The 25,580-nt window shown below is 66.5% G+C and carries 22 protein-coding genes; 10 read left to right on the top strand and 12 right to left on the bottom strand.

Going from position 1 to position 25,580, the window contains the following annotated elements; genetic code table 11:
• Positions 1-4: 4 nt before the first annotated feature.
• Positions 5-1,567 (bottom strand): ABC-F family ATP-binding cassette domain-containing protein, encoded by a 1,563-nt coding sequence (locus ABLE92_RS02305; RefSeq protein WP_348802926.1) that lies wholly within the window; start codon positions 1,565-1,567, stop codon positions 5-7.
• A gap of 179 nt (positions 1,568-1,746) precedes the next feature.
• On the opposite strand from ABLE92_RS02305, the gene ABLE92_RS02300 reads away from it, so the two are divergent.
• A complete protein-coding gene (locus ABLE92_RS02300) occupies positions 1,747-2,754 on the top strand; it encodes an enoyl-CoA hydratase/isomerase family protein (protein ID WP_348802925.1) in 1,008 nt (335 codons plus the stop codon).
• Positions 2,755-3,557: 803 nt separating this feature from the next.
• A complete protein-coding gene (locus tag ABLE92_RS02295; RefSeq protein ID WP_348802923.1) occupies positions 3,558-5,198 on the top strand; it encodes an HNH endonuclease signature motif containing protein in 1,641 nt (546 codons plus the stop codon).
• A 328-nt stretch (positions 5,199-5,526) separates the two neighbouring features.
• Here ABLE92_RS02295 and ABLE92_RS02290 read toward each other — a convergent pair whose 3' ends face one another.
• Both ABLE92_RS02290 and ABLE92_RS02285 read right to left on the bottom strand, forming a co-directional pair.
• A complete protein-coding gene (locus tag ABLE92_RS02290; protein ID WP_348802922.1) occupies positions 5,527-7,137 on the bottom strand; it encodes a peptide chain release factor 3 in 1,611 nt (536 codons plus the stop codon).
• 66 nt (positions 7,138-7,203) lie between these two features.
• The gene (locus ABLE92_RS02285) at positions 7,204-8,220 is read right to left on the bottom strand and encodes a beta-ketoacyl-ACP synthase III (protein ID WP_348802921.1); all 1,017 of its coding nucleotides are present in this window, start codon (positions 8,218-8,220) and stop codon (positions 7,204-7,206) included.
• 182 nt (positions 8,221-8,402) lie between these two features.
• Between ABLE92_RS02285 and ABLE92_RS02280 the strand changes: the two genes are divergently transcribed.
• The 5 genes from ABLE92_RS02280 to ABLE92_RS02260 all read left to right on the top strand — a co-directional run bounded on the left by ABLE92_RS02280 (position 8,403) and on the right by ABLE92_RS02260 (position 13,433).
• Positions 8,403-9,416, top strand: coding sequence for an ATP-binding cassette domain-containing protein (locus tag ABLE92_RS02280; protein WP_348802920.1), 1,014 nt, complete (start codon positions 8,403-8,405; stop codon positions 9,414-9,416).
• Positions 9,413-10,174, top strand: a complete 762-nt coding sequence (locus ABLE92_RS02275; protein ID WP_348802919.1) for an ABC transporter permease — start codon at positions 9,413-9,415, stop codon at positions 10,172-10,174. The genes ABLE92_RS02280 and ABLE92_RS02275 overlap by 4 nt, the downstream gene beginning before the upstream one ends.
• A gap of 93 nt (positions 10,175-10,267) precedes the next feature.
• Positions 10,268-12,346: a heavy metal translocating P-type ATPase gene (locus tag ABLE92_RS02270; RefSeq protein ID WP_496560752.1), complete on the top strand. Its 2,079-nt coding sequence runs from the start codon at positions 10,268-10,270 to the stop codon at positions 12,344-12,346.
• 107 nt (positions 12,347-12,453) lie between these two features.
• Positions 12,454-13,008, top strand: coding sequence for a hypothetical protein (locus ABLE92_RS02265; protein ID WP_348802918.1), 555 nt, complete (start codon positions 12,454-12,456; stop codon positions 13,006-13,008).
• On the top strand, positions 13,008-13,433 hold the full coding sequence (locus ABLE92_RS02260) for a hypothetical protein (protein WP_348802917.1): 426 nt from the start codon (positions 13,008-13,010) through the stop codon (positions 13,431-13,433). The genes ABLE92_RS02265 and ABLE92_RS02260 overlap by 1 nt, the downstream gene beginning before the upstream one ends.
• 110 nt (positions 13,434-13,543) lie before the next feature.
• On the opposite strand, the gene ABLE92_RS02255 is transcribed toward ABLE92_RS02260, so the two are convergent.
• The 4 genes from ABLE92_RS02255 to ABLE92_RS02240 form a co-directional block, all read right to left on the bottom strand.
• Positions 13,544-14,572, bottom strand: a complete 1,029-nt coding sequence (locus tag ABLE92_RS02255) for a beta-ketoacyl-ACP synthase 3 (protein WP_425476248.1) — start codon at positions 14,570-14,572, stop codon at positions 13,544-13,546.
• A 180-nt stretch (positions 14,573-14,752) separates the two neighbouring features.
• The gene (locus ABLE92_RS02250; RefSeq protein WP_348802915.1) at positions 14,753-16,576 is read right to left on the bottom strand and encodes an SLC13 family permease; all 1,824 of its coding nucleotides are present in this window, start codon (positions 16,574-16,576) and stop codon (positions 14,753-14,755) included.
• Positions 16,577-16,613: 37 nt separating this feature from the next.
• The gene (gene pth, locus ABLE92_RS02245) at positions 16,614-17,180 is read right to left on the bottom strand and encodes an aminoacyl-tRNA hydrolase (RefSeq protein ID WP_348802914.1); all 567 of its coding nucleotides are present in this window, start codon (positions 17,178-17,180) and stop codon (positions 16,614-16,616) included.
• A 34-nt stretch (positions 17,181-17,214) separates the two neighbouring features.
• Entirely contained in the window at positions 17,215-17,838 is a 624-nt protein-coding gene (locus tag ABLE92_RS02240) for a 50S ribosomal protein L25/general stress protein Ctc (protein WP_348802913.1), read from the bottom strand.
• Between the two features lie 247 nt (positions 17,839-18,085).
• Between ABLE92_RS02240 and ABLE92_RS02235 the strand changes: the two genes are divergently transcribed.
• Genes ABLE92_RS02235 through ABLE92_RS02225 form a run of 3 tightly spaced genes read left to right on the top strand, consistent with a single transcriptional unit; the run spans position 18,086 to position 19,410 of the window.
• Complete coding sequence (locus ABLE92_RS02235) at positions 18,086-18,559, top strand: limonene-1,2-epoxide hydrolase family protein (protein ID WP_348802912.1); 474 nt, start codon at positions 18,086-18,088, stop codon at positions 18,557-18,559.
• 10 nt (positions 18,560-18,569) lie between these two features.
• Complete coding sequence (locus ABLE92_RS02230; RefSeq protein ID WP_348802911.1) at positions 18,570-18,986, top strand: TM2 domain-containing protein; 417 nt, start codon at positions 18,570-18,572, stop codon at positions 18,984-18,986.
• Positions 18,987-18,999: 13 nt separating this feature from the next.
• Entirely contained in the window at positions 19,000-19,410 is a 411-nt protein-coding gene (locus tag ABLE92_RS02225) for a DUF2752 domain-containing protein (protein WP_348802909.1), read from the top strand.
• Positions 19,411-19,423: 13 nt separating this feature from the next.
• Here ABLE92_RS02225 and asnB read toward each other — a convergent pair whose 3' ends face one another.
• The 5 genes from asnB to glmU form a co-directional block, all read right to left on the bottom strand.
• Positions 19,424-21,265 (bottom strand): asparagine synthase (glutamine-hydrolyzing), encoded by a 1,842-nt coding sequence (gene asnB, locus ABLE92_RS02220; RefSeq protein ID WP_348802908.1) that lies wholly within the window; start codon positions 21,263-21,265, stop codon positions 19,424-19,426.
• Between the two features lie 113 nt (positions 21,266-21,378).
• A complete protein-coding gene (gene arsC, locus ABLE92_RS02215) occupies positions 21,379-21,720 on the bottom strand; it encodes an arsenate reductase (glutaredoxin) (RefSeq protein ID WP_348802907.1) in 342 nt (113 codons plus the stop codon).
• A 3-nt stretch (positions 21,721-21,723) separates the two neighbouring features.
• On the bottom strand, positions 21,724-22,896 hold the full coding sequence (locus ABLE92_RS02210) for an MFS transporter (RefSeq protein WP_348802906.1): 1,173 nt from the start codon (positions 22,894-22,896) through the stop codon (positions 21,724-21,726).
• A 117-nt stretch (positions 22,897-23,013) separates the two neighbouring features.
• On the bottom strand, positions 23,014-23,991 hold the full coding sequence (locus tag ABLE92_RS02205; protein ID WP_348802905.1) for a ribose-phosphate diphosphokinase: 978 nt from the start codon (positions 23,989-23,991) through the stop codon (positions 23,014-23,016).
• A gap of 43 nt (positions 23,992-24,034) precedes the next feature.
• A complete protein-coding gene (gene glmU, locus ABLE92_RS02200; protein WP_348802904.1) occupies positions 24,035-25,504 on the bottom strand; it encodes a bifunctional UDP-N-acetylglucosamine diphosphorylase/glucosamine-1-phosphate N-acetyltransferase GlmU in 1,470 nt (489 codons plus the stop codon).
• Positions 25,505-25,580: the final 76 nt, after the last annotated feature.

Genomic DNA, 25,580 nt, shown 5'->3' with positions numbered 1-25,580 from the left:
CGGATCACGCGCTCGGCACGGTGATCTCGCGGTCGATGCGGATCTGCCGCCGGAACTCGGTGTCGTGACTGACGATCAGCAGTGCTCCCGTCCACTGTCGTAACGCGGACATCAGTTCCTCGGTGGTGTCGATGTCGAGGTTGTTCGTCGGTTCATCGAGGATCAGGAACTTCGGCGTCGGATCGGTCAGCAGCGCCGAGGCCAGCGCCACGCGTAGTCGTTCACCACCGGACAGTTCGGCCAGCACCCGGTCACCTGCGCTGCCGCGGAACAGGAATCGGGCCAGGTGGGCTCGGACCTGCTGGGTGGTCGCCGCGGGGTGGGTGGCGGCGACATGTTCGGCAATGGTCTGCTGCGGGTGGGGAAAGGTGATGCGTTGCGGTACATACGCATAGGGCACGACGATGTGACCGCGCTCGATCAGGTCGGTGATCAGCGTGGTCTTCCCCGATCCGTTGGCGCCGACGAGGGCCACCCGCTCCGGTCCGTCGATCCGCGTCCGGTCGTCGACGACGATCTGCGCATGTGAGGCCAGGTCGACCGTGGGCATGGCGATCCGGGTGCTGCGGTCGTCGCGGACATCGGCGCGGGTCGACTCGAGGCGATCGGCCGCGGCCAACACGTCGTCGCGGTGTTCGCCCCGGAACTTGCCCGCCGAGACCTGCGCGGCGTCGTGTCGGAGGTGGGCGACGATCTTCGGGACCCGTTTCTCGCGTTCGGCTTTCGCGGCCGTGCGCGCCCGACGATCCAGGGCGACCTGGGCGTCGACCATCTCCCGTTTCTGCTTGCGCAGATCGTTCTCGGCGTTGGTGACCGCTGCCGACGCCGCCTGCTGCTCGGCGTCGATGATCTCGCGGTAGGCCGAGTATCCCCCGCCGAAGAGTCGCAGATCTCCGTGGTAGAGCTCGAGGGTGTGCTGGACGCGTTCGAGTAGTTCCAGGTCGTGACCGACCACCAGGACCGTCCCGGGGAATCGCTCGATCGAATCGAAAAGCCTTGTTCGGGAATCCCTGTCGAGGTTGTTGGTGGGTTCGTCGAGAAGCAGGATCGACGGACGGCGCAGGAGTGTCGAGGCGATGGCGAGCATGGTCGACTCGCCACCGGACAGGGTGCCGACGGTGCGGTCGAGATCGGCGACGAGTCCGAGCGAAGCGAGTTCGCCGGCGGCGCGTTCCTCGATATCCCAGTCGTCGCCGATGATCTCGAAGTCGAGCGGATCGCTCGACCCGTTCTCGATGCGCGACAGTGCCGAGCGTTTCGCGGTGATGCCCAGGACATCGGCGATCGTGGCGGTGGGGTCGGCGTCCGGGTGCTGGGGGACCAGCCCGACGTCGCCGCGGACGCTGACGCTGCCACGGGTGGGCTGGAGAGTGCCGGCGATGAGGTGGAGCAAGGTCGTCTTGCCCGCGCCGTTGGCGCCGACCAGCGACACCGAACCCGACGGGATCGTGAGTGAGATGCCGTCGAAGACGACGGTGCCGTCGGGCCAGGCGAACGTCAGGTTCGAGAGGGACAACGATGTGGGTGTGCCGGGCGTCGACGGGTGCGACGCAGGGGAGGAAGCCATGGGTACTCCTGAGGTGCGGTGGGGTCGCGAGCATCGGTGACGTCGCGATGGATGACCGGCCTCAGTGGTTCATGGTGTGAGATCACTCCTCGGGTGGGCAACAAGAACTCGACCATATCCCCTGACGGCGGGTCGGTGTCAATGGCTTTTACGGGAGGGGACGCGCTAGCGTTGAGTTCATGTCGTTCATCCGCACGCACGTTGCCAACGGTGTCGGCGAGGTCATTCTCGATCGGCCCAAGGCGCTCAACGCACTCGACCAGTCGATGGTCGACGACATGGATCAGATCTTGCGCGAGTGGGCCGACGACGAGTTGATCGAGACGGTGCTGCTGACCTCGGCCAGTGAACGAGCGTTCTGTGCCGGCGGCGACATCCGCGCCATCCGGGATTTCGCGATCGACGGAGACCATGAGGCGATCACCCGATACTTCGCGGGGGAGTACCGCCTGAATCAGCTGATCGCCGAGTACCCGAAGCCGCACATCGCCCTGATCGACGGCCCGGCGATGGGTGGTGGCCTCGGTATCAGTGTGCACGGCGAGATCCGGGTGGTGACCGAGAAGGCGATGATCGCCATGCCGGAGACCGCGATCGGCTTCTTCCCCGACATCGGCTCCACCTACTTTCTCCCGCGACTTCCCAGCGGCGTCGGAATGTGGTTGGGACTGACGGGTTCTCGAGTGCGCGGATCGCAAGCTCTGTCGGTCGGGCTGGCGACCCACTTCGTACCGTCGGCGGATCTGCCGTCCGTGGCCGACCGAATCCGTTCCGGCGCACCGCTCGGCGACATACTGGTGCCCGATCCGACCAAGCACGAGGATCATCCACCGCTGCCGGTCGAGGCGATCGGTGAGTACTTCGCCGATTCGAATGTCACCGCGATCGTCGGTGGCCTGCGCGGCGCCGTCGGCGACGAGTGGGCCGCCGAAATGCTCGATCTGATCGGCAACGCATCCCCGACCAGCCTGTGGGTGACCGCCCGACTGCTCGAACTCGGAGCCGACTCGCTACTCGACGAATGCCTGGAACGAGAACTCCACGCGGCCGAGAACATCACCATGACAAACGATTTCCGTGAGGGAGTGCGAGCGGTACTCGTCGACAAAGATCGCTCACCGAACTTCGACCCGGCCGAGATCGACGACGTGGACCCCGCCACGGTGGCAGCCATCATCGGAGCCTGACCTGGTCGCCCGGCCGTTCCCACAGGTCGAGTGCACGTAACCCCGCTGGCCGAGTGCCGACGAGCTTGCGAGTCGGTGTATCGAGGCCACCTCCGCAACCCCCGCTGGTCGAGTGCGCCGCGCGAGCGTAGCGAGCTCGTCGCGTATCGAGACCACTTCCGCATGCCGAAAGCATCACGTATGCACCAGCTTCCACTCGCCAGGGTGGCCTCGACCTCGACAGGCTCGGCCCGACGGATACGGGGCTCCGCAAGCTCCGCCCCACTCGGCCAGCGGTGGGCACCTCCGCTGGCCGAGTGCACGTAACCCCCGCTGGCCGAGTGCACGTAACCCCCGCTGGCCGAGTGCACGTAACCCCCGCTGGCCGAGTGCACGCAACACCCGCTGGTCGAGTGCACGCAACACCCGCTGGTCGAGTGCCGACGAGCTTGCGTGTCGGTGTATCGAGGCCACTTCCGCAACCCGACAGCGCAACACCTTTCCCCGCTGGTCGAGTGCGCCGCGCGAGCGAAGCGAGCTCGTCGCGTATCGAGACCACTTGCGCAAGGTGAAAGCCTCACGCAAACAGGCAGTTCAGTAACCCCCGCTGGTCGAGTGCGCCGCGCGAGCGAAGCGAGCTCGTCGCGTATCGAGACCACCTTCGCGACCCGACATCGAAACCGGGCCACCGCCACCCGAACACAGCTCGGCCGACGCGGACGTCATTCATCCCCAACCGATTCCGCGCCGGAAAAACTTGTCGGTGCCCCTCGCTACACTTGACTCAGTTCAGTTGATCCGACCGAGCAGAGGGGGTGAACATCATGGCCGACACCATAATTCGCACGACTACCGCGCCGAAACTGTCGATGACCGCCGCCGACGCCGCCATGATCGATCACCTCCCCACTGAAGCGGCCACCGCACTCGCCCGATCCCTGCAACGCCAAGAACGACAAGTGATCGCCCGGAAAGTGCTCTCCGCGGCGCGGATCGGGCACACCGTGTACGACGAGATGCTGCTCTCGGGCCATCAGACCAACGTCCACACCACCGGCGCCGTCGACAAAGCCGCCACCGGCAAGGTATCGACCACCCTGGGTGTATCGGTGCCGCAAGCCACCGCGTGGATGACGCTGAGCTTCCTGCTGTCAACGCTCCCGACCGTGACCGCAGCATTCCTCGACGGTGACGACTCGCTGGAACGTATCCGCATCATCGCCAACGAGATCGCCGTCCTATCCGACGACGATGTGCGCGCCTTCGCCGAAACCCGCGCACTGCAACTGGCCGAACGCAATCAGGCGGATAAGACCCTGCGGGATCAGGTCGTCGAGATGGTGATCGCCCTGGATCCCGACGGCGCCGCAGACCGACGCGAGGAAGCCGCCGCACGCGACCAGAACGTGCGAGTGCGTCGAGACACTAACGGGCACTGCAGCATCTCGGTCTACGCACCCGGAGAAATGGGAGCACACCTCGCCGCGCGGATCGCGAAGATGATCAGCGAACGGATCTGCCCACGTGATCCGCGTCGCCAGGGTCAGGTGCAGGTCGCGGCATTCGCCGAGATCCAAGGACTACCCGGCGCACACTTGTCTTGTGAGTGCGGGCGAGGCGACTGCTCGCGGGCGATCCCGCTGCCGGAAGAACCCAGTGGCCTGACCGACCTCGACATCGATGTCGACGACGACGCGCCTGATCTTTCTGTCGATGTCGATGCGGACGCCGATCATGTTGAGTCTCATGAGATCACCGAACCCGAGACGACCGACGATCCCCAGTCGGACACCGCCGATGTGACCGTCGATCCCGAGACGATCACCGACGACGACGCTGACGGTGCGGCAATGGATACCGAAGAGGCGCAACCCGACACCGACACCGACTCGCAGTTGTCGCTGTCGTTGATCACCGACCCGTCCGGGCAGCGGGAGGCCCGGTTGGAGTACTTCGGCGTTGTCGACGACGCCCACGCCCGATCGTTGATCAGTGCGGGGCAACTGGTGACCGTCAGCGAGTTTCCCACCCTCGACATAGCCAGCATCAACACCGCCACCTCACTGGAACGGATACCGGCGGCGTGGCGTCGCCTCGACGATCCGTTCCCCGCGGCACCGATCGACCCCACCGGACACGGCGGCTATCTGCTGCCGCCCTCGGGTGCACTCACGTATCGGATTCCGGCGTGGTTGCGGGAGAAGATCATCGAGTTGGATGGCACCTGCCGGTACCCGCATTGCGGCCGACCGGCCAGTGAATGCCAGTTCGATCACCTGGTGAAATTCGTGCACCAGGATCCGATAACCGGTGGCTGGACCGTGGAATTCAACCTGATGCCGTTGTGCACCCCGGACCATCAGAGAAAACACATGGGGTTGCTGCTACCCACCATGCTCGCCGACCGGGCTGTCGTGTGGCGCGACCCTGTGTCCGGGGAAACCATCACCACCTATCCGCGGTAGGTCACTGCTGTCGGGTGGTGCTCCGCTGTGATCGGGTTCCAGCGTCGTGTTGCGTGGTCTCGAGGCTCGTCGCCCTGGGGGCTCCTCGCACCTCGACCGGCGGGGGTTGGGTTGCGCTGCAATCGGTTTCCAGCTTCTGTTGCGTGGTCTCGACCTCGACAAGCTCGGCCCGGCGGACACGCCACGGGCTCGCAAGCTCGCACGAGGCGGCTCGACCGGCGGGATGGGCTGCTCGACCGGCGGTACGGGCGCCTCGACCGGCGGGTGTAAGGGCGGCTCCACGGGCGGTCAGGCACCTCGACCGGCGGAACCGGGTTTGCGGTCTACGTCAATCCGCTGCGGCCACAAGCGGTTCCAGCGTCAGCTCGGGGAGTTCCTTCTCGATGTACTGCAGCCGCCACTTGTCGCTGAACAGGGCGAGGAGAACGCCGTCGCTGGTGCGGGTGAACACCTCGACGCCGCGCTGACGGTTGAGTTCATCGGCGCTCTCGGCATCGGTCTTGCGGGCCAGGGTGTAGCCGAGGGGCTCGATTATCGTGTCCACGTTGAATTCTGACTTCATGCGTGCGGTGACCACCTCGAACTGCATCGGCCCGACGGCCGCAAGCACCGGGGACGTGTCGCCGCGGATGTCGTTGCGCAGCACCTGGACCACGCCCTCGCTGTCGAGTTGCTCCATGCCTTTGCGGAATTGCTTGTACTTGTCGGCGGTGGTGGCACGCAGTGACGAGAAGTGTTCCGGCGCAAAGGAAGGAATCGGCGGGAACTGGATCTTCGGATCGTCGTAGAGAGTGTCGCCAGGGGCCAGGGCGGTCGCGTTGACCAGACCCACGACGTCGCCGGGATAGGCGGTGTCGACGGTCGAGCGATCACGACCGAAGACGGCCTGGGCGTACTTGGTGGCGAACGGCTTTCCGGTCTGCGCATGTGTGACGACCATGCCGCGTTCGAACTCGCCCGACACGATCCGCATGAACGCCAACCGATCTCGGTGGCTGGCATCCATTCCGGCCTGCACCTTGAACACGACGGCGCTGAACGGATCGGTGGGCTCACGGACGGTACCGTCGATGCCGGTGCGCGATCCCGGCGCCGGGGCCAACTCGACCAACGTCTCCAACAGTTGTCGCACACCGAAATTCAGCATCGCCGAGGCGAAGATCATCGGCGACGTCTGTCCGCCGAGGAACAGTTCCTGGTCGTGATCCTGCCCCATCTCCGAGAGCAGGTCGCTCTCCTCGAGAGCGTCGTTCCATGCGTCACCCTCGCGGGCCGACGCGGCGTCGGCATCCAGGATCTCCTCGGGCGCGATCGTCGCGCCGCCTGCGGTACGGGTGAAATGGATGTAACGACCGGTGCGTCGATCCAGCAGACCACGGAAATCACCGGCGATGCCGACCGGAACATACAGCGGCGTCGGCAGCAGGCCGATCCGTTCGTTGATCTCGTCGATGAGTTCGAGCGGCGCCTGGCCCGGCCGGTCCCACTTGTTGATCACGGTGATCACCGGGATACCGCGATGGCGACACACCTGGAACAGCTTCAGCGTCTGCGGTTCGAGTCCCTTGGCGGCGTCGATCAACATCACCGCGGCGTCGACCGCGGTGAGCACGCGATAAGTGTCCTCAGAGAAATCCGCGTGACCGGGGGTGTCGACGAGATTGATGACGGCGGGCTCGTCGTCGGCGCCGGCACCTCGAGGGGAGTAGTTGAACTGCAACGCCGTCGACGACACCGAGATTCCGCGCGCCTTCTCCATCTCCATCCAGTCCGAGACGGTGGACTTGCGTCCCGCCTTGCCGTGGATGGCACCCGCCTCGCTGATCATGCGGGCGTGCAACGCCAGGGCCTCGGTCATCGTCGACTTACCGGCGTCGGGATGGGAGATGATCGCGAAGGTACGGCGACGCTTCACCTCGGTGGCAACATCAGAACTCACCTGACGAGGCTATCGGGCGAGGTCGGAGCCCACCAAAACGTCAGACGCGAGGCGTCGGATGCGGCATCACTCGAACGGCACCGGCGGCAACTTGACCACCTGTGCGGCGTAGCTGAGACCGGCACCGTAGCCGAGCAACAGCGCGGTGTCGCCGGGCTTGGCCTTGCCCGTGGACAGCAGATCCTCCATGGCGAGCGGGATCGACGCCGCCGACGTGTTGCCGGTGTGCTCGATGTCGTTGGCGACGACCGTGCCCTCGGGCAGATGCAGGTTCTTGGCGAGCAGGTCGTTGATACGAGAATTGGCCTGATGCGGGACGAACACGTCGAGGTTCTCCGCGCCGATCTTGGCCGCCTCGAGGGCACGCTGGGCGACCTTGCCCATCTCGAACGCCGCCCACCGGAACACCGCGGTGCCCTCCATGCGCAGGTACGGGCGCTGCACCCGGTCGCTGTCAAGGAAGGTCACCCAATCGATGTCCTGGGCGATCGCGGTGTACTGGGTGCCGTCGCTACCCCAGACGACCGGGCCGAGCTGCTGGTCCTCGGTCGGTCCGACGACCACGGCACCGGCGCCGTCACCGAAGATGAAGCAGTTGGTGCGGTCGGTCATGTCCATGGCCACCGACAACTGCTCGGCGCCGATGACGAGAACGTGGGTGGCGCTGCCGCCGCGCACCATGTCGGTCGCGATGGCCATCGCGTACCCGAATCCGGCGCAGCCGACCGTGACGTCGAAGGCCGGGACACCGTTGGCGCCGAGTTCGGTGGCCACCTTGACCGCGCCCGCCGGGGTCAGCAGCAGGTGCGTGTTGGTGGCGAGGATGACCGCGTCGATGTCGGAGCCGGACAGCAGGGCGTTCGCGATGGCCTTACGCCCGGCGTCGACGGCCATGTCGACGACGGTCTCGTCGCGCCGCGCGAAGCGTCGCGTCTTGATGCCGGTGCGGGTGTAGATCCACTCGTCGGAGGAATCGATGTTCTCGCAGATCTCGTCATTGGTCACGACGCGTTCAGGGCGGTAGGCGCCGATCCCGAGCATGCCGATGTTGTTCACGCCGGTGGTTTCTGCGATCACGGTCATCGTGAGTTCCTTCCGCTATGCGATCCGCCATAGACCGTCTCACACAACCCCCACTACTTGGAAGTAGGCGTGAGCAGACGGTGTACGCGGACACTCATTGTCCGCAATCCGATGAATGCTGGGTCGCACAGTGGTCATAACACCAATTCGACCGCCATCCACCCAGCGAGACGAGGAGACCCATGATCCACGCACGAGGCCTGGTGCAGACCTTCCAGGCCGGACGAGGGAAGAACAAACGCGAGGTCAGAGCCGTCGACGGAGTGGATCTCGACATCGCCGAAGGCGAGGTCGTCGGCTTTCTCGGCCCGAACGGCGCGGGCAAGACCACCACCCTGCGCATGCTCACCACGCTGCTGCGTCCGACCGCCGGCACCGCGACCGTCAACGGTTACGACATCGTCGACGATCCGGTCATGGTGCGGCGCAGCATCGGCTACGTCTCCCAGGCCGGCGGGACGTTCAGTCAGGCGCAGGCCGGCGACGAGGTCGTCGACCACGGCATGCTCTACGGGCTCTCGCGCGCCGACGCCACGAATCGGGGCAGAGCACTGTTCGAGCGGTTGCAGCTCGACGGCCTGTGGGATCGCATGCCCAAAAACATGTCCGGCGGACAGAAGCGCCGGCTCGATATCGCCATGGGGCTCGTCCATGACCCGAGCCTGGTGTTCCTGGACGAGCCGACCACCGGCCTCGATCCGCAGGCGCGGGCCAATCTGCGGGAGCACATCCGCGCATTGCGCGCCGACCGTGGTGCCACGGTGTTCCTCACCACCCACTACCTCGACGAGGCCGACGAACTCTCCGACCGCATCCTGATCATCGACAACGGCACGATCGTCGCCGCCGACACCGCCGACAACCTCAAGGCCAGGGTGTCCGGTGACCTCGTCGACCTGCAGGTCGCCCACGCCGGCGACGTGACCGCGGCCGCCGCCCGGCTCGCCACCATCGCCGGGCCGGTGGAGACCGACGGCTGTCACGTCCGCGGTCGGGTGCTGCGCGCCGGACGCGAGATGCCCGGCCTGATGCGCGACCTGACGACGCAATCCATCGACCTGGAGTCGATCGAGATCATCCGGCCGACCCTCGACGACGTCTTCCTCACCATGACCGGCCGTTCCCTGCGCGACGCGGAGGCCGCCACCGACAACCCCGCCGCCACCGAGCTCGAGAACGAAGGAGCCCTGCGATGACCTTTCTGCGCGAATCCCACATCGTCTTCCGCCGCCAGATCCGGATGAACCTGCGCAATCCCGCCTGGGTGCTCATCGGTGTGCTGCAACCGATCCTCTACCTGGTGCTGTTCGGGCCGCTGCTGAAACCCCTGGTCGCACAGTTCCCCGGCGGCGCGGACAACCCGTACACCTTCCTGGTGCCGGGGCTCCTCGTCCAGCTCGGCCTGTTCGGCGCGTTGTTCGCCGGCTTCAGCCTGATCGGGGAGTGGCGCGAAGGCGTCATCGAGGCCGAACGGGTGACGCCGGCCAGTCGCACCGCGCTGCTCACCGGGCGGCTCATGCGTGATGTCCTGCAGTTGTTCGTCCAGGCGCTGATCCTGGTGCTGTTGGGCTGGATCATGGGGATGCGCGGATCGGTGCTCGGCGTGACCGTCGGCATCGTCATCACCCTGCTGATCGGTGGCGCGTGCGCCGCGGCGTCCAATGCGCTGGCCCTCACCACCAAGAGTGAGGACGTGATGGCCCCGGTCATCAACATGGTGATGATGCCGGTGCTGCTGCTGTCGGGCATCCTGCTGCCGATGACCCTGGGGCCGCAGTGGTTGCAGAGTCTCAGTGACTTCATGCCGTTCCGCTGGATCGTCGACGGTGTCCGCGACAGCTTCGGCGGGGACATCGCCACGATGGCCGTGCTGTGGTCGGTGCTGGCCGCGGTCGTGCTGGCCACACTGGGAACCTGGTGGGGCACATCGGTTTTCCGGAAGGAGAATGCCTGAGGCGGAGACGGTTGCCACATATACCCTATAGGGGTATATGTGGATGGTATGTCCACCCCGCAACACGACCGCTCCCAGGCGGCACATGACGTCATGAATGACGGGTCCGTGAATCACGAGTCCATGGGCCATGGCTCGATGGGCCACGGCGGCGGCATGGACCACGGTGGGATGAACCACGGGAACATGGGACACGGTGGTCACCACGACCACGTCGCCCAGTTCCGGCGAATGTTCTGGATCACACTGGTCCTGGCGATCCCCACCGTGGCACTGAGTCCGATGTTCGCCGACCTCCTCGGCTACACGCTGCCCGACGTCGCGTGGCTGCGCTGGGTGTCGCCGATCCTCGGTACCGTCATCTACCTCTGGGGCGGCCGACCGTTCCTGACCGGAGCGGTCAGCGAAATACGTTCCCGTGCACCGGGAATGATGCTCCTCATCGCACTCGCCATCACGGTCGCGTTCCTGGCGTCGTGGGGTTCGACGCTGCACCTGCTCGACCATGAACTCGACTTCTGGTGGGAGCTGGCACTTCTCGTCGTGATCATGCTCCTCGGGCACTGGATCGAGATGCGTTCGCTCGCACAGACCACGTCCGCGCTGGATTCGTTGTCGGCGCTCCTGCCCGACTCCGCCGAACGCGTCGACGGCGACGACATCGTCACCGTCGCGCCGAGCGACCTGCGCGTCGGCAACGTCGTGGTGGTCCGCCCCGGCGCGTCCATCCCCGCCGACGGCACCATCGTCGACGGCTCGGCTTCCGTCGACGAATCCATGGTCACCGGCGAATCGGCAACGGTCCGAAGGGGCGTCGGCGATCACGTCGTCGCCGGGACCGTCGCCACCGATTCCGGGCTGCGTGTCGAGGTCGACGCGGTCGGCGACGACACCGCTCTCGCCGGGATTCAGAAACTCGTCTCCGACGCCCAGAACTCGACGTCGCGGGCCCAACGCCTCGCCGACATCGCCGCCCGGTGGCTCTTCTGGTACGCCCTCGGCGCCGCCGTGCTCACCGCCATCGTCTGGACCGCCATCGGCATGCCCGATTCGGCGATCGTGCGGGCCATCACCGTGCTCGTCATCGCCTGCCCGCATGCCCTGGGTCTGGCCATCCCGCTGGTCGTCTCCATCGCCACGGAGCGCGCCGCACGCGGGGGAGTGCTCATCAAGGACCGCCTGGCGCTGGAGTCGATGCGCACCGTCGACACCGTCCTCTTCGACAAGACCGGCACCCTGACGCGGGGGGAACCGCAGGTCACCGGCATCGAACCAACATCCGGACACGAAAGCGACGAGGTACTCGCCCTGGCCGCGGCCGCCGAGACCGACAGTGAGCACCCGCTGGCCCGCGCCATCACCCGGGCCGCCGCCGACCGGGGTCTCGACGTTCCGGCGGCATCGGACTTCTCCTCGTCACCGGCGGTCGGGGTCGGCGCCACGGTGGACGGCCGCACGATCCGCGTGGGCGGTCCGGCACTTCTCGACGATGCGGGCGCCGACGAACTGCCCATTGCCCAGAGTTGGCGCGAGGAGGGAGCGATCATCCTGCACGTCCTCGCCGACGACGAGGTGATCGGGGCCGTGGCACTGGCCGACGAGATCCGCCCGGAGTCCCGCCAGACCGTCGACGCCCTGAGGCGCCGCGGCGTCGACGTCGTGATGATCACCGGCGATGCGAAGGCCGTCGCCGAGACCGTCGCATCGGACCTCGGCATCGACCGCGTCTACGCGGGTGTGCGACCAGAAGACAAGACGCACACCGTCGCCGAACTCCAGCACGAGGGCCGCCGGGTCGCCATGGTCGGCGACGGCGTCAACGACGCGCCGGCGCTGGCGCAGGCGGACGTGGGCCTCGCGATCGGCGCGGGTACCGACGTCGCCATCGGCTCGGCCGGGGTCATCCTCGCCTCGTCGGACCCGCGGTCGGTGCTGTCGGTCATCGAACTGTCTCGCGCCACCTACCGCAAGATGAAGCAAAACCTGTGGTGGGCAGCCGGATACAACCTCATCGCGGTGCCGTTGGCCGCCGGTGTTCTCGCCCCCATCGGCTTCCTGCTACCGATGAGTGTCGGCGCCATCCTGATGTCGGTGTCGACGGTCGTCGTCGCACTCAACGCGCAGTTGCTGCGGCGGGTGGATCTGTCGCCGGAGAACAGCGTGCGGGACTGACCTTGCTCCCGCGCACTCGATCTCTTCCCGCGCACTCATATCGTTGCGCGGGAAGTAAACGAGTGCGCGGGAATGCACGGCCGCGCGGACGAACGGCACAGAATCCGATGGAACCGAACACCATCGCGTTGCGTCCAACTCCCGTGACCACATATCCCCATGATCGATACGGTCTGATTCGCCGTGACGCGGCGCTTCGGCAGGGCATCACCGACGCCCGTCGCGCCAACGACGTCAGAGACGGCCAACTCATCACACTCATTCCCGGCGTCGACGTGCAACCGAGCGCCGAGTTCGACGGACATGACGGTGCGCAGAAACTGCACCGGCTCAGGTCGATTGCGGTGGCCACGTCGAAGCTGGGTACCGGACCCGCACTCCCGCTCAGTCACTCATCTGCGGCGACAATGCACGGCTTACCTCTGCTGAAACCCGATCTGGAACGCGTCCACGTCACGAGAGGCGCGTCGTCAGGCGGATCGATCGGCACCCATCGGCACGTGCACGTGGCACCGATCGAGCCGACGGAGATCGTGACGATAGACGGCGTCGCGGTCACCTCACTCGAACGCACGGCGGTCGACGTCGCCACCTCGGGTACCTTCGCCCAGGCACTGACGGTTTCGACCACGCACTCCGGTGCGATGCCGACCGCGCGCTGATGCACGAGATGATCGTGACCCGACGTCGCCGCAACGGCGTGATGGCGGAGCAGGCGCTCCTGTCGGCGAACCCGTTGTCGGGCAGCGTCGGGGAATCGTGGAGCCGCGCCGAGATCATCGTCGCCGGATTCACCGTTCCGCGACTGCAACACAAGATCGTGGTGCCCTCGGGCCGCACCTACTACACCGACTTCGACTGGGATTGGCTCCTCGTCGGTGAGTTCGACGGGCTGAGCAAGTACGGGAGATTTCGCCGTGCAGGCGAATCCATCGCCGACGCGGTGATGCGGGAGAAGCGTCGCGAGGACGAGATCCGCGGTACCGGACCGATGGTGGCGCGCTGGATCTGGGCGGATCTGGAGCGCAACGCCGTCATCCCCATGCTCGAGGAGCGGCTGCGTCACCTCGGGCTGATCCCGCGGTGACCCTTCGCCGCAGGAGTGTGCGGCGCGACCTCCCGCGCACTCATATCGTTGCGCGGGAAGCAAATGGCTGCGCGGGAAGTAAAACGGTTGCGCGGGAACAGGATCGGCGGTCAGTCGAGCCCGTCGAAACTACTCACCGCGGGCGCCGGCGGCAACGTGACGATGGCACCCGCATACGACAGGCCCGCGCCGAAGCCCAGGAGCATGGCGGTCTGCCCGCCCTTGGCCTTGCCGGTGGCCAGCATCTCCTCCATCGCAAGCGGAATCGACGCCGCCGACGTGTTGCCGGTGTTCTCGATGTCGCCCGCCATCGGCAGATCGTCCGGGAAGCCGAGGTTCTTCTTCATCAGTTCGTTGATGCGGGCGTTGGCCTGATGCGGGATGAACACCTCGATGTCGTCCACCGACACCCCCGAGGTGTCGATGACGGCGGCCAGGGCCTTGGGCAGGGTGATGGCCGCCCACCGGAACACCCGCGGGCCCTGCATCGTCACGACCATCCGGCCGACCGGATCGGTCTCCGGGTCCTTGTGCTGGAACTCCTGCGCGCGGTCCATGTACTCGGGGATGTCGTAGTTCTGGCCGATGGCCTCGGCGTTCTCACCGTCGGAACCCCACACGGTTGGCGAGATCCCGTTCTCCTCGCTCGGTCCGACGACCACCGCGCCGGCACCGTCGCCGAAGATGAAGGCGGTGTTGCGATCGGTCGGATCCATCACCACCGACATCGTCTCCACACCGACCACCAGCACGAACTCGGCGGACCCGGCGCGGACGGTGTCGGCGGCGACGCCGAGCGCGTACCCGAACCCACCACACCCGGCGGCGACGTCGTAGGCGGGAATGCCGTTGAGGCCGATGTCGAAGGCGACGATCGGGCCGCCGTGCGGGATCTTCGTCTTCCAGCTGTTGGTGGCCAGGATCAGCGCGCCGATCTTCTCCTTGTCGACCCCCGAGTTCGCGATGGCGCGCTCGGCCGCCGCCGCGGCCATCGACCGCGCCGACTCGTCACCGCTGATCCAGCGCCGATTGCGGATGCCGCTGCGCTCGAAGATCCACTCGTCGGTGCTGTCGAGGACCTCGCACACCTCGTCGTTGCTGACCAGCCGTCGGGGACGGTAGGCACCGATGCCCAGCATCGCCACATTCTGATGTCCGGTGTTCACCGCGAGTTGTCCCACGTGTCTCTCCTTCGGGTTGCGCCGTGGGAGAGTGTATGCGGTCGGCCGGGCGCCGCACGTGAGCCGATGGTCCCGGCGTTCGGCGCGTCACACGCTGCGGTTCATCAACTCGCTGGTGCATCAACTCGGCCGCGCGTTTCAGCTCAGCGGCCAGAACACCGGTACCAGGAGCACGCTGGTCACCAGCCACGCAGCCATGATGACGATGCCGAGGCGCCAGTAATCGCCGAACCGGTAGCCACCGGGATTCATCACGATCATGTTGGCCGGCGTGGCGATCGGGGTCAGTACTGCGGCGGCCGCGGCAACACACACCAGCATCAAGATGCCTCGGGGGTCGACGCCGAGATCGCCGGCCGCCGCCAGCGCTACGGGGATCACGATCAACACCGTCGCGGCGTTGCTGATGAACTGGCCGAGCGCCGCGGTGAGCACGAACAGCGCGACCAGCAGGACGTAGGCGCTGTGCCCGGAGACGAGATCGACGATGGGCTTCGCGAGTTGTTCGGCGCCACCACTGTCGGTGATCGCCTCCGACATCGGGATCAGCGCGGCGATCAACACCAGGGTCTGCCACGGGATCGCGCGGTACGCCTGCTCGCTGGCGATGACCCGGGTCAGCACCATCGCGACGGCGGCGAGGAGGCCGGCCACCACCGGTGGGACCGCCCCGGTTGCCAGCAACACGATCATCGCGACCAGGATGAGACCGGCGCGCGGGGCGCTGCGTCCGAGCGGAATGGTCTGGCGGCGAAGCTGTTCGGAGGACGCCACCACCATCAGGTTCTGGTCGTCGGCGAGTGCGTCGATCACCCGCCACGGCCCGTGGACGAGCAGTGCGTCACCCTCGGCGAGTTCGACCGACTTCGGTCCCACGTCGGAGCTGAAACGCCGCACCGACAACACCAGCAGTCCGTCCTCGGCGCGGACCATTCCGGGAAAGGCCTTGCGCCCGATCCACTCCGAGCGTGGTGGGATGACCACCTCGCTGACCCCGAGGTCCCGATCGATCAATCGGCCCCTGTTGCGGCGTCGGCCGATCACGTCTTCGACGGTGAGATCGTTTGCGCGCGCGAAACTCTCGGCCACATCACGTCGGCCGTACACGACCAGCACGTCGTCGACCGCGAGTTCGTGGCCCGACGAGAGGACCTTACCGGACTGCCCCTGCACGCCCACGGCGCGCAACCCGTCGGCCAACTCCAGTCGCCGACGACTCGACCCGATCACCGGTGACTCCGGGCCCACATGAAGACGAAAGGTCTGATCACCCGCGCCGGAGGCGTCGAGTTCGTAGTGGTCGACGACCGTCGACACATAGCTACTGAAATCGGCAGGTAGCGAGAGGGATTCGCGGATCGGCAGCAGACGATGGCCAATGGTCGCGGTGATCGCGATGGTGACCACCACCAACGGGACACCGACCAGCCCGAACTCGAAATAGCCGAATCCCGAACCGGTGTTGATGTCGGCGGCCTCGTCGATGATCACGTTCACCGGACTTCCCGACAACGTCAACATCGATCCGGCACTGGCCGCGTACGCGAGCGGAATGAGCGCCTTGGATGGCCGCAGCCCGGCATGGCGTGCCACCGACACGGTCACCGGCACCAGGGCAGCGGCCGCCCCATTGACGGTGATGAGTGCACTCAGGAAGGCGGCGAGGATCATGATGGCGGCGATCACCCGGAATCGACCGGTCCCCGCCAGGTTGCTGAGCAGGCGACCGGCCCATGCGGTGATCCCGGACGCCTCGAGGCCCTCGCTGACCACGAACAGTGCGGCGATGAAGGCGATGACGCTCTGCCCGAGGCCCGAGGTCATGGTGGGCAGATCGACGAGGTCCAACGCGTAGAGAACCAGTGCCGAGGAGATGGCGACCATGGTCACCGGCAGCCGATTCCAGACGAACAGCACCACCGTGACAGCGAGCACGATGAGACTCAACGTCGCATCCGACATACCTCATCGTGACATCACACGGGGCCGTGCGCAGGTGTCACCAGGCGTGCACGGTGTTCTGGGCGGCCTCCAGGCCGTGTCGCAGTAGCAGGTCGACGGCGTCGGCGCCGTGCTCGATGAGCAGGTCGACCTCGGCGCGGGCCGCCGACGGGAAGGGTTTGAGGACGTAGTCGGCCGGATCCTGGCGTCCCGGCGGGCGGCCGATGCCGAGCCGGACCCGCAGATAGTCGCGGGTCCCGATGGCCTGGCTGATCGAGCGCAGGCCGTTGTGGCCGCCTTCGCCGCCGCCCCGCTTGAGCCGGACCAGCCCGAAATCGATGTCGAGTTCGTCGTGCAGGACGATCAGATCCTCGGGTGACACGGAGTAGAACTTCGCCAGCGGACCGATCTGACGGCCGGTGGTGTTCATGAAGGTGCGTGCCTTGGCCACCAACGCCGAACCGCCGGCGAGCGGTACCGATGCCACTTCTGCGCCGGAGCGCTTGTGCACCGAGTACCGCCCACCGGCGGAGGTGACCAGACGATCGGCGACCATGGCGCCGATGTTGTGTCGTGTCTTCTCGTACTTCGGTCCTGGATTACCCAGCCCGACAATGAGTTTCACGTGTCGTGACTCCAGGGAGTCGCTACCGGACGGATTACTCCGACTCCGACTCGCCCTCGGACGGGACCTCGGCGCCGGCCTCGGCGGCCTCATCCTCGAGATCGGAAGCGGTCGGAGCCTCGTTGACGGCGACGATCAGGGTGTCGGCGTCGGTCACCAGGGTGACGCCCTCGGGGAGATCGAGGTCCGACGCGAGGATCGACACGCCGACTTCCTTGCCCTCGACGTCGACGGTGATCTGCTCGGGGATCGACAGCGCGTCGGCCTCGATCTCGACGGTGTTGGCGTCCTGGACGACCAGGGTGCCCGGGGCGGCGTCACCCTCGACGACGATGTTGACCTCGACGGTCACCTTCTCGCCGCGCTTGATGACGAGCAGGTCGACATGCTCGATGTAGTTGCGAATCGGGTGGACGTCGACCTGCTTGGTCAGCGCGAGCTGGCTGGCGCCTTCGATGTCGAGGTCGATGACGGCGTTGGTGCCGTTGTTACGCAGGATCGTGGCGAGGTCACGGGCCGGCAGGTTCAGGTGCTGCGGGTCGGTGCCGTGGCCGTAGAGGACGGCGGGGACGAGGCCCTCGCGGCGGGCGCGGCGTGCGGCGCCCTTGCCCTTCTCGGTACGGGTGGTGACGGCCAGGGTGGCGGTCTCATTTGCCATGGGGGCATCTCCTTCGTGCGGGGCCGCGGTGGCGACCGGTCGGTGCTTCTCGGTGCGGACCTGCGCCGACACCCACATCACGACCGACGCGGCGCACTCGAGGGGCGCAGTGAAGGAGACGTAGCGTGGCCGCGCCGATCACGGTGATCACTCACCCTCGCCGAGACAACCCGAAAAGAATAGCCGATGAACTGCGCAGATGTCATATTCACGCAGGGGGAGGGTGACGGGCGGCATACTGACGGCCATGACCTCACGCACCCCGATCGACATTGTCACCGGATTCCTGGACGCACTCGCCCGCGGGGACAGCGCCGCGGGAATGATCGACGTCGCCGATCGGATCGCCTTCACCAACGTCTCGACGCCGACCATTCGCGGACGGTCGAAGGTCGAGAGGATCTTCGCACAGTTCGATGCCTCGCCCGCCTCGTTCAACTACCGGATGGTGAATGTGAGCGCCGACGAAGAGTCGGGTGTGGTTCTCACCGAACGTGTCGACGAGATCCGGCTCGGGCGGCTCATCCTGCAGTTCTGGGTGTGCGGGCGGTTCGAGATCGTCGACGCCCAGATCACTGTGTGGCGCGACTACTTCGACTACTTCGACATGACCAAGGCGCTGCTGAAGGGGCTGCTCGGCGTCGTCGTGCCCGCGGTGGTGCGGCCGTTGCCCGACGAACACACGACGCGGGTTCTGCGTGCGACAGGGCCGCTGGCCTAGCATCGACGCCATGGCCTATCAGCAACCCGGACCCTACGGGCCCCAGCCGACCGGAGCGTTCTACGTGAACATCCTCGGTCAGGAGCAGGGTCCCCTCAGCCTTCCCGAACTGCAGTACATGGCGGTCTCGGGTCAGTTGCAGGCGAGCACGCCGGTCCGCTCGGCGGACGCCCCGTACCCGTTCCCGGCCGTCCAGGTACCCGGATTGTTCTCCGACAAGAGCAAACTCACCGCGGGACTGCTGCAACTGTTCCTCGGCGGTTTCGGCGTCGGCCGCTTCTACCTCGGATACACCGGCATCGGCATCGCGCAGATCGCCGTCACGTGGCTGACCTGCGGTTTCGGCGCGATCTGGCCGTTGATCGACGGCATCCTCATGCTGGTCGGCAAGGTGCCCGACGTCAACAACCGCCCGCTGCGCGACTGAACAGAGCGGATCGATGAGCGTATCCGTTCCCACTCGAACCCACCGGCTCGCCCCCAGCGAGGTGGCCGGTGCGATCGGCGTCGTCGGGTTCGGAGTCGCTCTCGCGCTGAGTCCCCACCACATCGACGACGGCCCGATCCTGTGCCCCTTCCGGCTGGCGACGGGTCTTCCCTGCCCGGGCTGCGGCCTGACCCGGTCATGGGTGTATGGCGCCCATGGTGATTGGGCGCAGTCCTTTGCGGCACACCCGTTCGGACTGCCGCTGCTGGTGGGGTTGCTGCTGCTGGCCGCGGTGGCGATCGCACAACGCGTTCGGCACCGGGAGCCGCCGAAACTCGAACGGCTGATCTGGAATCCGGTGGCCAAGCTCGTACTCGCCGGGTGGTTGATCTTCGGCGTGGTCAGGCTGGTGCTGGCCATCTGAGCCGATGCCCGCCTCAGACCAGATGCAGGGTCGGCGAATACATGTCGATCCAGTGGTACAGGTCCAGAGTGCGATCGAGCTGGGTCCGGTTCGCCCCGGTCAGCGACGCGGCATCGGCGCCGACGGCAGAGCTCACCCAGTCGTGATCGACGAGCGAGAACACCGGGTGATCTCGGTCGGCGGCCACGTCGGCGAGCTGCTGCTGAAGCGACTCCGCGTACTTCGCGTCCTGCGTCGACGGATACGGGCTCTTGGTGCGACCGATCACCGACTGCGGCAACACATGTCGAGTTGCCTCGCGGAGTAGGCTCTTCTCCCGGCCGTCGAAGGTCTTGAACGCCCATGGGGTGTTGTACACGTACTCGACGAGTCGATGATCACAGAACGGCACCCGCACCTCGAGTCCGACCGCCATGGAGGCGCGGTCCTTGCGATCGAGCAACATCCGCACCATTCGGGTCAGGTGTAGGTGGCAGATCTCGCGCATCCGGCGTTCGTCGCCGGTCTCGCCGTCGACGACGGGGACCGCCTCGAGCGCGGCCGAGTACTGATCGTCGACGTAGGCGTCGAGGTCGAGGGTGCGGCGCAGGTCCGGGGTGAGCAGCGCGTCGCGGCCGGTGGTGATCGACGATTGAAATGCCAACCACGGGAACGTATGTGCGGTGCGGGCGGCCTCGTCGAAGAACCAGCGGTAGCCGCCGAACACCTCGTCGGCCGACTCGCCCGACAAGGCGACCGTCGATTCCTCCCGGATCGCCCGGAACAGCAGGTACAGCGAGGTGTCCATATCGCCGATGCCCGCAGGGATGTCCCGCGCGGCGATGACGGCCCGGCGTACGTCAGGATCACTGAGATCGGCGGGATTGAGGACGACGTCGCGGTGCATCGATCTCACGTGCGCGGCGACGTCCCGGACATATGGGGAATCGTTGGTGTCACGCATCTCGTCGGGGGTGAAGTTGGCCTCCTGGTCGGCGAAGTCGACCGAATAGCTGTGCACCCGTTGCCCTTCGGCACCCAGATGCTTGGCGGCCAGACCGGTCAGCGCACTGGAGTCGAGCCCGCCGGAGAGCAGGACGCACCGCGGAACGTCGGCGATCAGCTGGCGATCGACGGTGTCGGTGAGCAGATCGCGCACCGTGTCGATGGTCAGATCCAGGGAGTCGCGGTGCCGGCGCGCGGGCAGTGTCCAGTAGGTCCGCTGCTGCGATCCGTTGCGGTTGACGGTCACCATCGCACCGGGCTCGAGTTCGCGGATATCACGCCACAGCGCCCAGCCCGGTTGTTTGGTCATCGCGAACAGTTCGCGCAGCCCGTCGAGGTCGACGTCGCGACCGATGAGCGGATTGGCCAGCAGTGCTTTGGGTTCGGACCCGAAGATCACCCCGTCGGTGGTCTCCGAGAAGTAGAACGGCTTGATTCCCAGTCGATCTCGGACCATCGTCAACTCGTCGGTACGGCCGTCCCAGACTGCGAAGGCGAACATGCCGTTGAGATGGTAGGGGAGGTGTGCACCCCATTCCAGATAGCCGTGCAACACCACCTCGGTGTCGGAGTCGGTGATGAAATGGTGTCCCCGCGAACGCAATTCCGTGCGCAGTTCCCGATAGTTGTACGTCTCGCCGCTGTAAACGATGGCCACCACGCCGTCGGGGGTCTCGACGGTCATCGGTTGATGGCCGAGCGGCAGGTCGATGATCGCGAGCCGACGGTGACCGAGGCCGATGTGGGTGTCGATGAAGACGCCGCAGTCGTCGGGACCTCGCCGGGTCATCGTCGCCGTCATCTCGTCGATGACGTGACGTTCGTCGCGCAGATCGTGGTGAAATCCGAGCCATCCGGTGATACCGCACATGACACACCCTATCTAGTTAGCTTTGCTAAATAATTGATCATTGCTGTTCTAGCACAGGGGATGACAGGCGTCGAGAACGACGAGAGCTATGTCCGGATTGTCGTGCGCGAGTGTCAGAGGATCTCGTCGACACTTTCGACGGGGCGGGCCAATCGAGTGCCCTTGTCCGTCACCACGAAGGGACGTTCGACGAGGATCGGATGAGCGACCATCTGCTCACGCAGTGTCTCCTCGTCGGCGTCGGCGAGACCGAGTTCGGAGTACAGGGATTCCCGTTTACGCACCGCCTGAGCTGCGGTGAGCCCCGCATCGGCGAGCAACGTGTCGAGTTGTTCCCGGGTGAACGGTTCGTCGAGGTAGCGCACGACGCTCGGTTCGATCCCGGCGTCGCGCAGTTTCTGCAGCGTCTTGCGAGAGGTCGAGCATCGCGGGTTGTGATAGATGGTCGCGTCCACGGACTACACCCTAGTCGGCAACCGCAACGTCACCGCGAGGGCCGCGACCGCGCAGATCGCGCCGATCAGGGTCGGGGCAAGGGAGCCCGCGCGGTCGATCGCCACGGCGCCGACGAGGGCGCCCAGACCGATCGAGAGGTTGAACGTGGTCGAGTAGATGGTGGTGGCCGCTTCCCGATGTGCCGGCGCCACCCGCAAGACCGTGGTCTGCAGGCCGATGGGGATCGCCGCGTAGCCCGCCGACCACACCATCAGGACGAGCGGGGTGAGCGACGACGTGGCGACCACCAGGACCAGGGCGACGGCGAGCAGGCCCACGAGGACGCCGAGGGATCCGCGGATCGAGCGGGTCCGGGTGAGGAAGGCGCCGGCCGCGAAGTTGCCCGCGACCCCGGCCACACCCATCGCCAGCAGCACTGCGCTCACCAGGTCGGCGTCGATGCCGATGGTGTCCACGATCAGCGGCGTCACATAGGTGTAGGCGGCGTAGGCGCCGGTGATGACGAGTGCGGTGATGATGATCGTGACGCGCAGGTTGCGTTCGCGCAGCATCGACGGCAGTCGACGCAGGGACAGGCTTCCGGCCGGTGCGACCGGCGTCATGAACACGGCGAGTGCGACCACCGTCATCGCCGACAATCCGGACAACGCCCAGTAGGCGCTCTGCCAGCCGGCGAGCTGACCGATGAAGGTGCCCAACGGCATCCCGGCGACCGAGGCGATGGACACGCCGGAGAAAGCGATGGTGTTGGCGCGCACCGCATGACGGGTGGAGACCAATGCGACCGCGGTCGGTGCGACGATGGTCCACATCTGGCCAAGGGCGACGCCGATCACCACCCGCACGATCACCAGCGTCGCGTAGTTCGGGGCGAGTGCGGTGAGGGTGTTGCCGACCACGAACACCGCCATCACCGCCAGCGCGATCGTGCGGCGGTCGATGCGGCGGGTCAGCGACGACAACGTCGGTGCGGCCACCGCTGCGACGAAAGCGAACACCGTCACGGTGAGTCCGATGAGACCTTCGGACACGCCCAGATCGGCGGCCATCGGCTGGAGCAGGCCGATGGGCATGATCTCGGTGGTGGTGATCGTGAAGACGGCCAACCCCAGTGCGGTCACCGCGGCCCAGTCGCGCGCGGTCACCACCGAATCGGTGCGGGTTTCCTCGGGCACGGGTGATGTGTCTCCTCGTCGAGGGTGGACGTCGGGGGCGACACGACAACGGGCCGTCGTCGACGATTATCGTCGACGACGGCCCGTCGGTCCCGATGAGCTCAGATGAGCCCGGTGTCAGGCGATGCCGTCGAAAAGACTTGTCACCGACCCGTTCTCGAAGACCTCACGGATGGTCTGGGCGAGCAGCGGGGCGATGGAGAGCACGGTGAGCTGCTCGAACCGCTTTTCCTCCGGGATCGGCAGGGTGTCGGTGGCGATGACCTCGGTTGCGCCGCAGTTGGCCAGCCGCTCGGCGGCCGGGTCGGAGAACACCGCATGGGTGGTGGCGATGACCACGTCACCGGCGCCGGCGTCCTTGAGTTTGCTCACCGCACCGGCGATGGTGCCGCCGGTGTCGATCATGTCGTCGATGAGCACGCAGGTGCGGCCCTCGACCTCGCCGACGACGCGGTGTGCGACAACCTGATTGGCGACCATCGGGTCACGGGTCTTGTGGATGAACGCGACCGGGGCGCCGCCGAGGGCGTCGGCCCACTTCTCGGCGACCCGCACGCGGCCGGAGTCGGGGGAGACGATCGCGATGTTGTCGGTGCCGTACTTGCCGCGCACGTAATCCGAGAGCTGCCCGAGGGCGTGCATGTGATCCACCGGGCCGTCGAAGAAACCCTGGATCTGGTCGGTGTGCAGGTCGACGGTGATGATGCGGTCGGCGCCGGCGGTCTTCATCAGATCAGCGATGAGGCGTGCGGAGATGGGCTCACGACCGCGGTGCTTCTTGTCCTGGCGGGCGTACGGGTAGAAGGGCAGGATCACGCTGATGCGTTTGGCCGAGCCGCGCTTGAGGGCGTCGATCATGATCAGCGACTCCATCACCCACTCGTTGAGCGGTGCCGGGCAGCTCTGCAGGACGAAGGCATCCGAACCGCGCACCGACTCCTCGAAGCGCACGAAAAGCTCGCCGTTGGCGAAGTTGCGCGCCGTCTGCGGCGTCACCTTGATGCCCAGCTCGTCGGCGACGGCCTGCGCCAGATCCGGGTGCGCGCGCCCCGCAAACAGCATCAGGTTCTTCTGGTTGTCGGTGGTCCAGGTCATGAAAACTCTTCTACTCGAGGTGGGGCTGGTGGGTCGTGCTCGGTCAGTCGGTGGTCGGGGGTGAGGGTTGCTCGCCGGCCGCCTCGGCGGCCGTGGCCGCCGAGGTTCCGGGCCGCTTCCGGATCACCCAGTCCTCGATCGTGCGTTGTACGCCCGCCGACACCGCGAGTGCGCCGGCCGGGATGTTTTCCCGCACGACGGTACCCGCACCGGTGTACGCGCCGTCACCGACCTGCACGGGTGCGACGAACATGTTGTCAGACCCGGTGCGGCAATTCGAACCGATCACCGTTTGGTGTTTGTTCACCCCGTCGTAATTGACGAACACGCTCGACGCGCCGATGTTCGACTCGTCACCGATACGGGCGTCGCCGACGTAGGTCAGGTGCGGCACCTTCGAGCCCGCGCCGATGACGGCGTTCTTGGTCTCCACGAAGGTGCCGATCTTGCCGTGCGGACCGAGTTCGGTGCCCGGCCGCAGGTAGGCGAAGGGGCCGACGGAGGCGCCGTCGTGGATGACCGCGTCGCTGCCGTGGCTGCGGATGACGTGGGCGCCGGCACCGATCACCACGTCGGTGAGAGTGGTGTCCGGGCCGACGACGGCGTCCTCGGCGACCGTGGTGCGCCCGTGCAGTTGGGTTCCCGGGTCGATGGTCACATCGGTTTCGATGGTGACGTCGACGTCGATCCAGGTGGTGGCCGGGTCGATGACGGTCACACCGGCAAGCTGGTGGCGCCGCACGATGCGGCGGTTGAGTTCGGCGGCGAGTTCGGACAGTTGGGCGCGGTCGTTGCAGCCGGCGACCAGCATCGGGTCGTCGACGGTGAAAGCCCGGACCACCTCGCCCCTTGTGCGGGCGATCTCCGCGACGTCGGTGAGGTAATACTCACCCTGGGAATTGTGGTTGGACAGTTCCCCGAGAGCGGCCCGCAGGGTGGCGGCGTCGGCGGCGTAAACACCCGCATTGACCTCGGTGATCGCCTGCTGTTCGGGGGTCGCGTCCTTGTGTTCGACGATGGCCTGCACCGATTCGTCCCGGTCGCGGACGATGCGTCCGTAGCCGGTGGGATCGTCGGCGACGAACGTCGTCAGCGTGACCGCCGCGCCACCGTCGGCGGTGTGCGTGTCCACCAGCGTCGCGAGGGTGTCGGAATCGAGGAGCGGGACGTCGGCGGCGGTGATGACGACGGTGCCGTCGAAGTCCTCGGGCACCGCGCTCAGGCCGACCTGCGCGGCGTGTCCGGTGCCGTGCGGTTCGTCCTGCACGGCGGTGAGGATGGTCTGCCCGAGGCGTTCGCCGACGCGGGTGACCTCCTCGGTGACGAGTTCACGTTCATGTCCGACCACGGTGACGAGATACGCCGGAGCGATTCCGGCGGCGGCGTGCAGACTGTGCCCGAGCAGGGTCCGTCCGGCCAGGGTGTGCAGGATCTTGGGTGTCTTGGACCGCATGCGGGTGCCCGCACCGGCCGCGAGAACGATGACGGCGGTCGTGGGTGACGTCGATGTCAAAGGAGGCCTCCGGTCCTCTCGGCGGCCCGGCCCGGCGCAAGAGGTGTGCGCGGCGGCCAGGTGCTGCCTTGCAGCG

The organism is Gordonia oleivorans, from assembly GCF_040044975.1.
Classification (GTDB): Bacteria; Actinomycetota; Actinomycetes; order Mycobacteriales; family Mycobacteriaceae; genus Gordonia; species Gordonia oleivorans.
Note: the sequence above shows the minus strand (reverse complement) of the source record. Positions and strands in the feature narration are given on the sequence as shown.

Excerpts from the sequence above, each read along its gene's own strand:
- ABLE92_RS02305 (WP_348802926.1), bottom strand. The coding sequence starts at position 1,567 with ATGGCTTCCTCCCCTGCGTCGCACCCGTCGACGCCCGGCACACCCACA.
- ABLE92_RS02300 (WP_348802925.1), top strand. The coding sequence starts at position 1,747 with ATGTCGTTCATCCGCACGCACGTTGCCAACGGTGTCGGCGAGGTCATT.
- ABLE92_RS02295 (WP_348802923.1), top strand. The coding sequence starts at position 3,558 with ATGGCCGACACCATAATTCGCACGACTACCGCGCCGAAACTGTCGATG.
- ABLE92_RS02285 (WP_348802921.1), bottom strand. The coding sequence starts at position 8,220 with ATGACCGTGATCGCAGAAACCACCGGCGTGAACAACATCGGCATGCTC.
- ABLE92_RS02280 (WP_348802920.1), top strand. The coding sequence starts at position 8,403 with ATGATCCACGCACGAGGCCTGGTGCAGACCTTCCAGGCCGGACGAGGG.
- ABLE92_RS02275 (WP_348802919.1), top strand. The coding sequence starts at position 9,413 with ATGACCTTTCTGCGCGAATCCCACATCGTCTTCCGCCGCCAGATCCGG.
- ABLE92_RS02270 (WP_496560752.1), top strand. The coding sequence starts at position 10,268 with ATGAATGACGGGTCCGTGAATCACGAGTCCATGGGCCATGGCTCGATG.
- ABLE92_RS02265 (WP_348802918.1), top strand. The coding sequence starts at position 12,454 with ATGGAACCGAACACCATCGCGTTGCGTCCAACTCCCGTGACCACATAT.
- ABLE92_RS02260 (WP_348802917.1), top strand. The coding sequence starts at position 13,008 with ATGCACGAGATGATCGTGACCCGACGTCGCCGCAACGGCGTGATGGCG.
- ABLE92_RS02255 (WP_425476248.1), bottom strand. The coding sequence starts at position 14,572 with ATGCTGGGCATCGGTGCCTACCGTCCCCGACGGCTGGTCAGCAACGAC.
- ABLE92_RS02250 (WP_348802915.1), bottom strand. The coding sequence starts at position 16,576 with ATGTCGGATGCGACGTTGAGTCTCATCGTGCTCGCTGTCACGGTGGTG.
- ABLE92_RS02240 (WP_348802913.1), bottom strand. The coding sequence starts at position 17,838 with ATGGCAAATGAGACCGCCACCCTGGCCGTCACCACCCGTACCGAGAAG.
- ABLE92_RS02235 (WP_348802912.1), top strand. The coding sequence starts at position 18,086 with ATGACCTCACGCACCCCGATCGACATTGTCACCGGATTCCTGGACGCA.
- ABLE92_RS02230 (WP_348802911.1), top strand. The coding sequence starts at position 18,570 with ATGGCCTATCAGCAACCCGGACCCTACGGGCCCCAGCCGACCGGAGCG.
- ABLE92_RS02225 (WP_348802909.1), top strand. The coding sequence starts at position 19,000 with ATGAGCGTATCCGTTCCCACTCGAACCCACCGGCTCGCCCCCAGCGAG.
- asnB (WP_348802908.1), bottom strand. The coding sequence starts at position 21,265 with ATGTGCGGTATCACCGGATGGCTCGGATTTCACCACGATCTGCGCGAC.
- ABLE92_RS02205 (WP_348802905.1), bottom strand. The coding sequence starts at position 23,991 with ATGACCTGGACCACCGACAACCAGAAGAACCTGATGCTGTTTGCGGGG.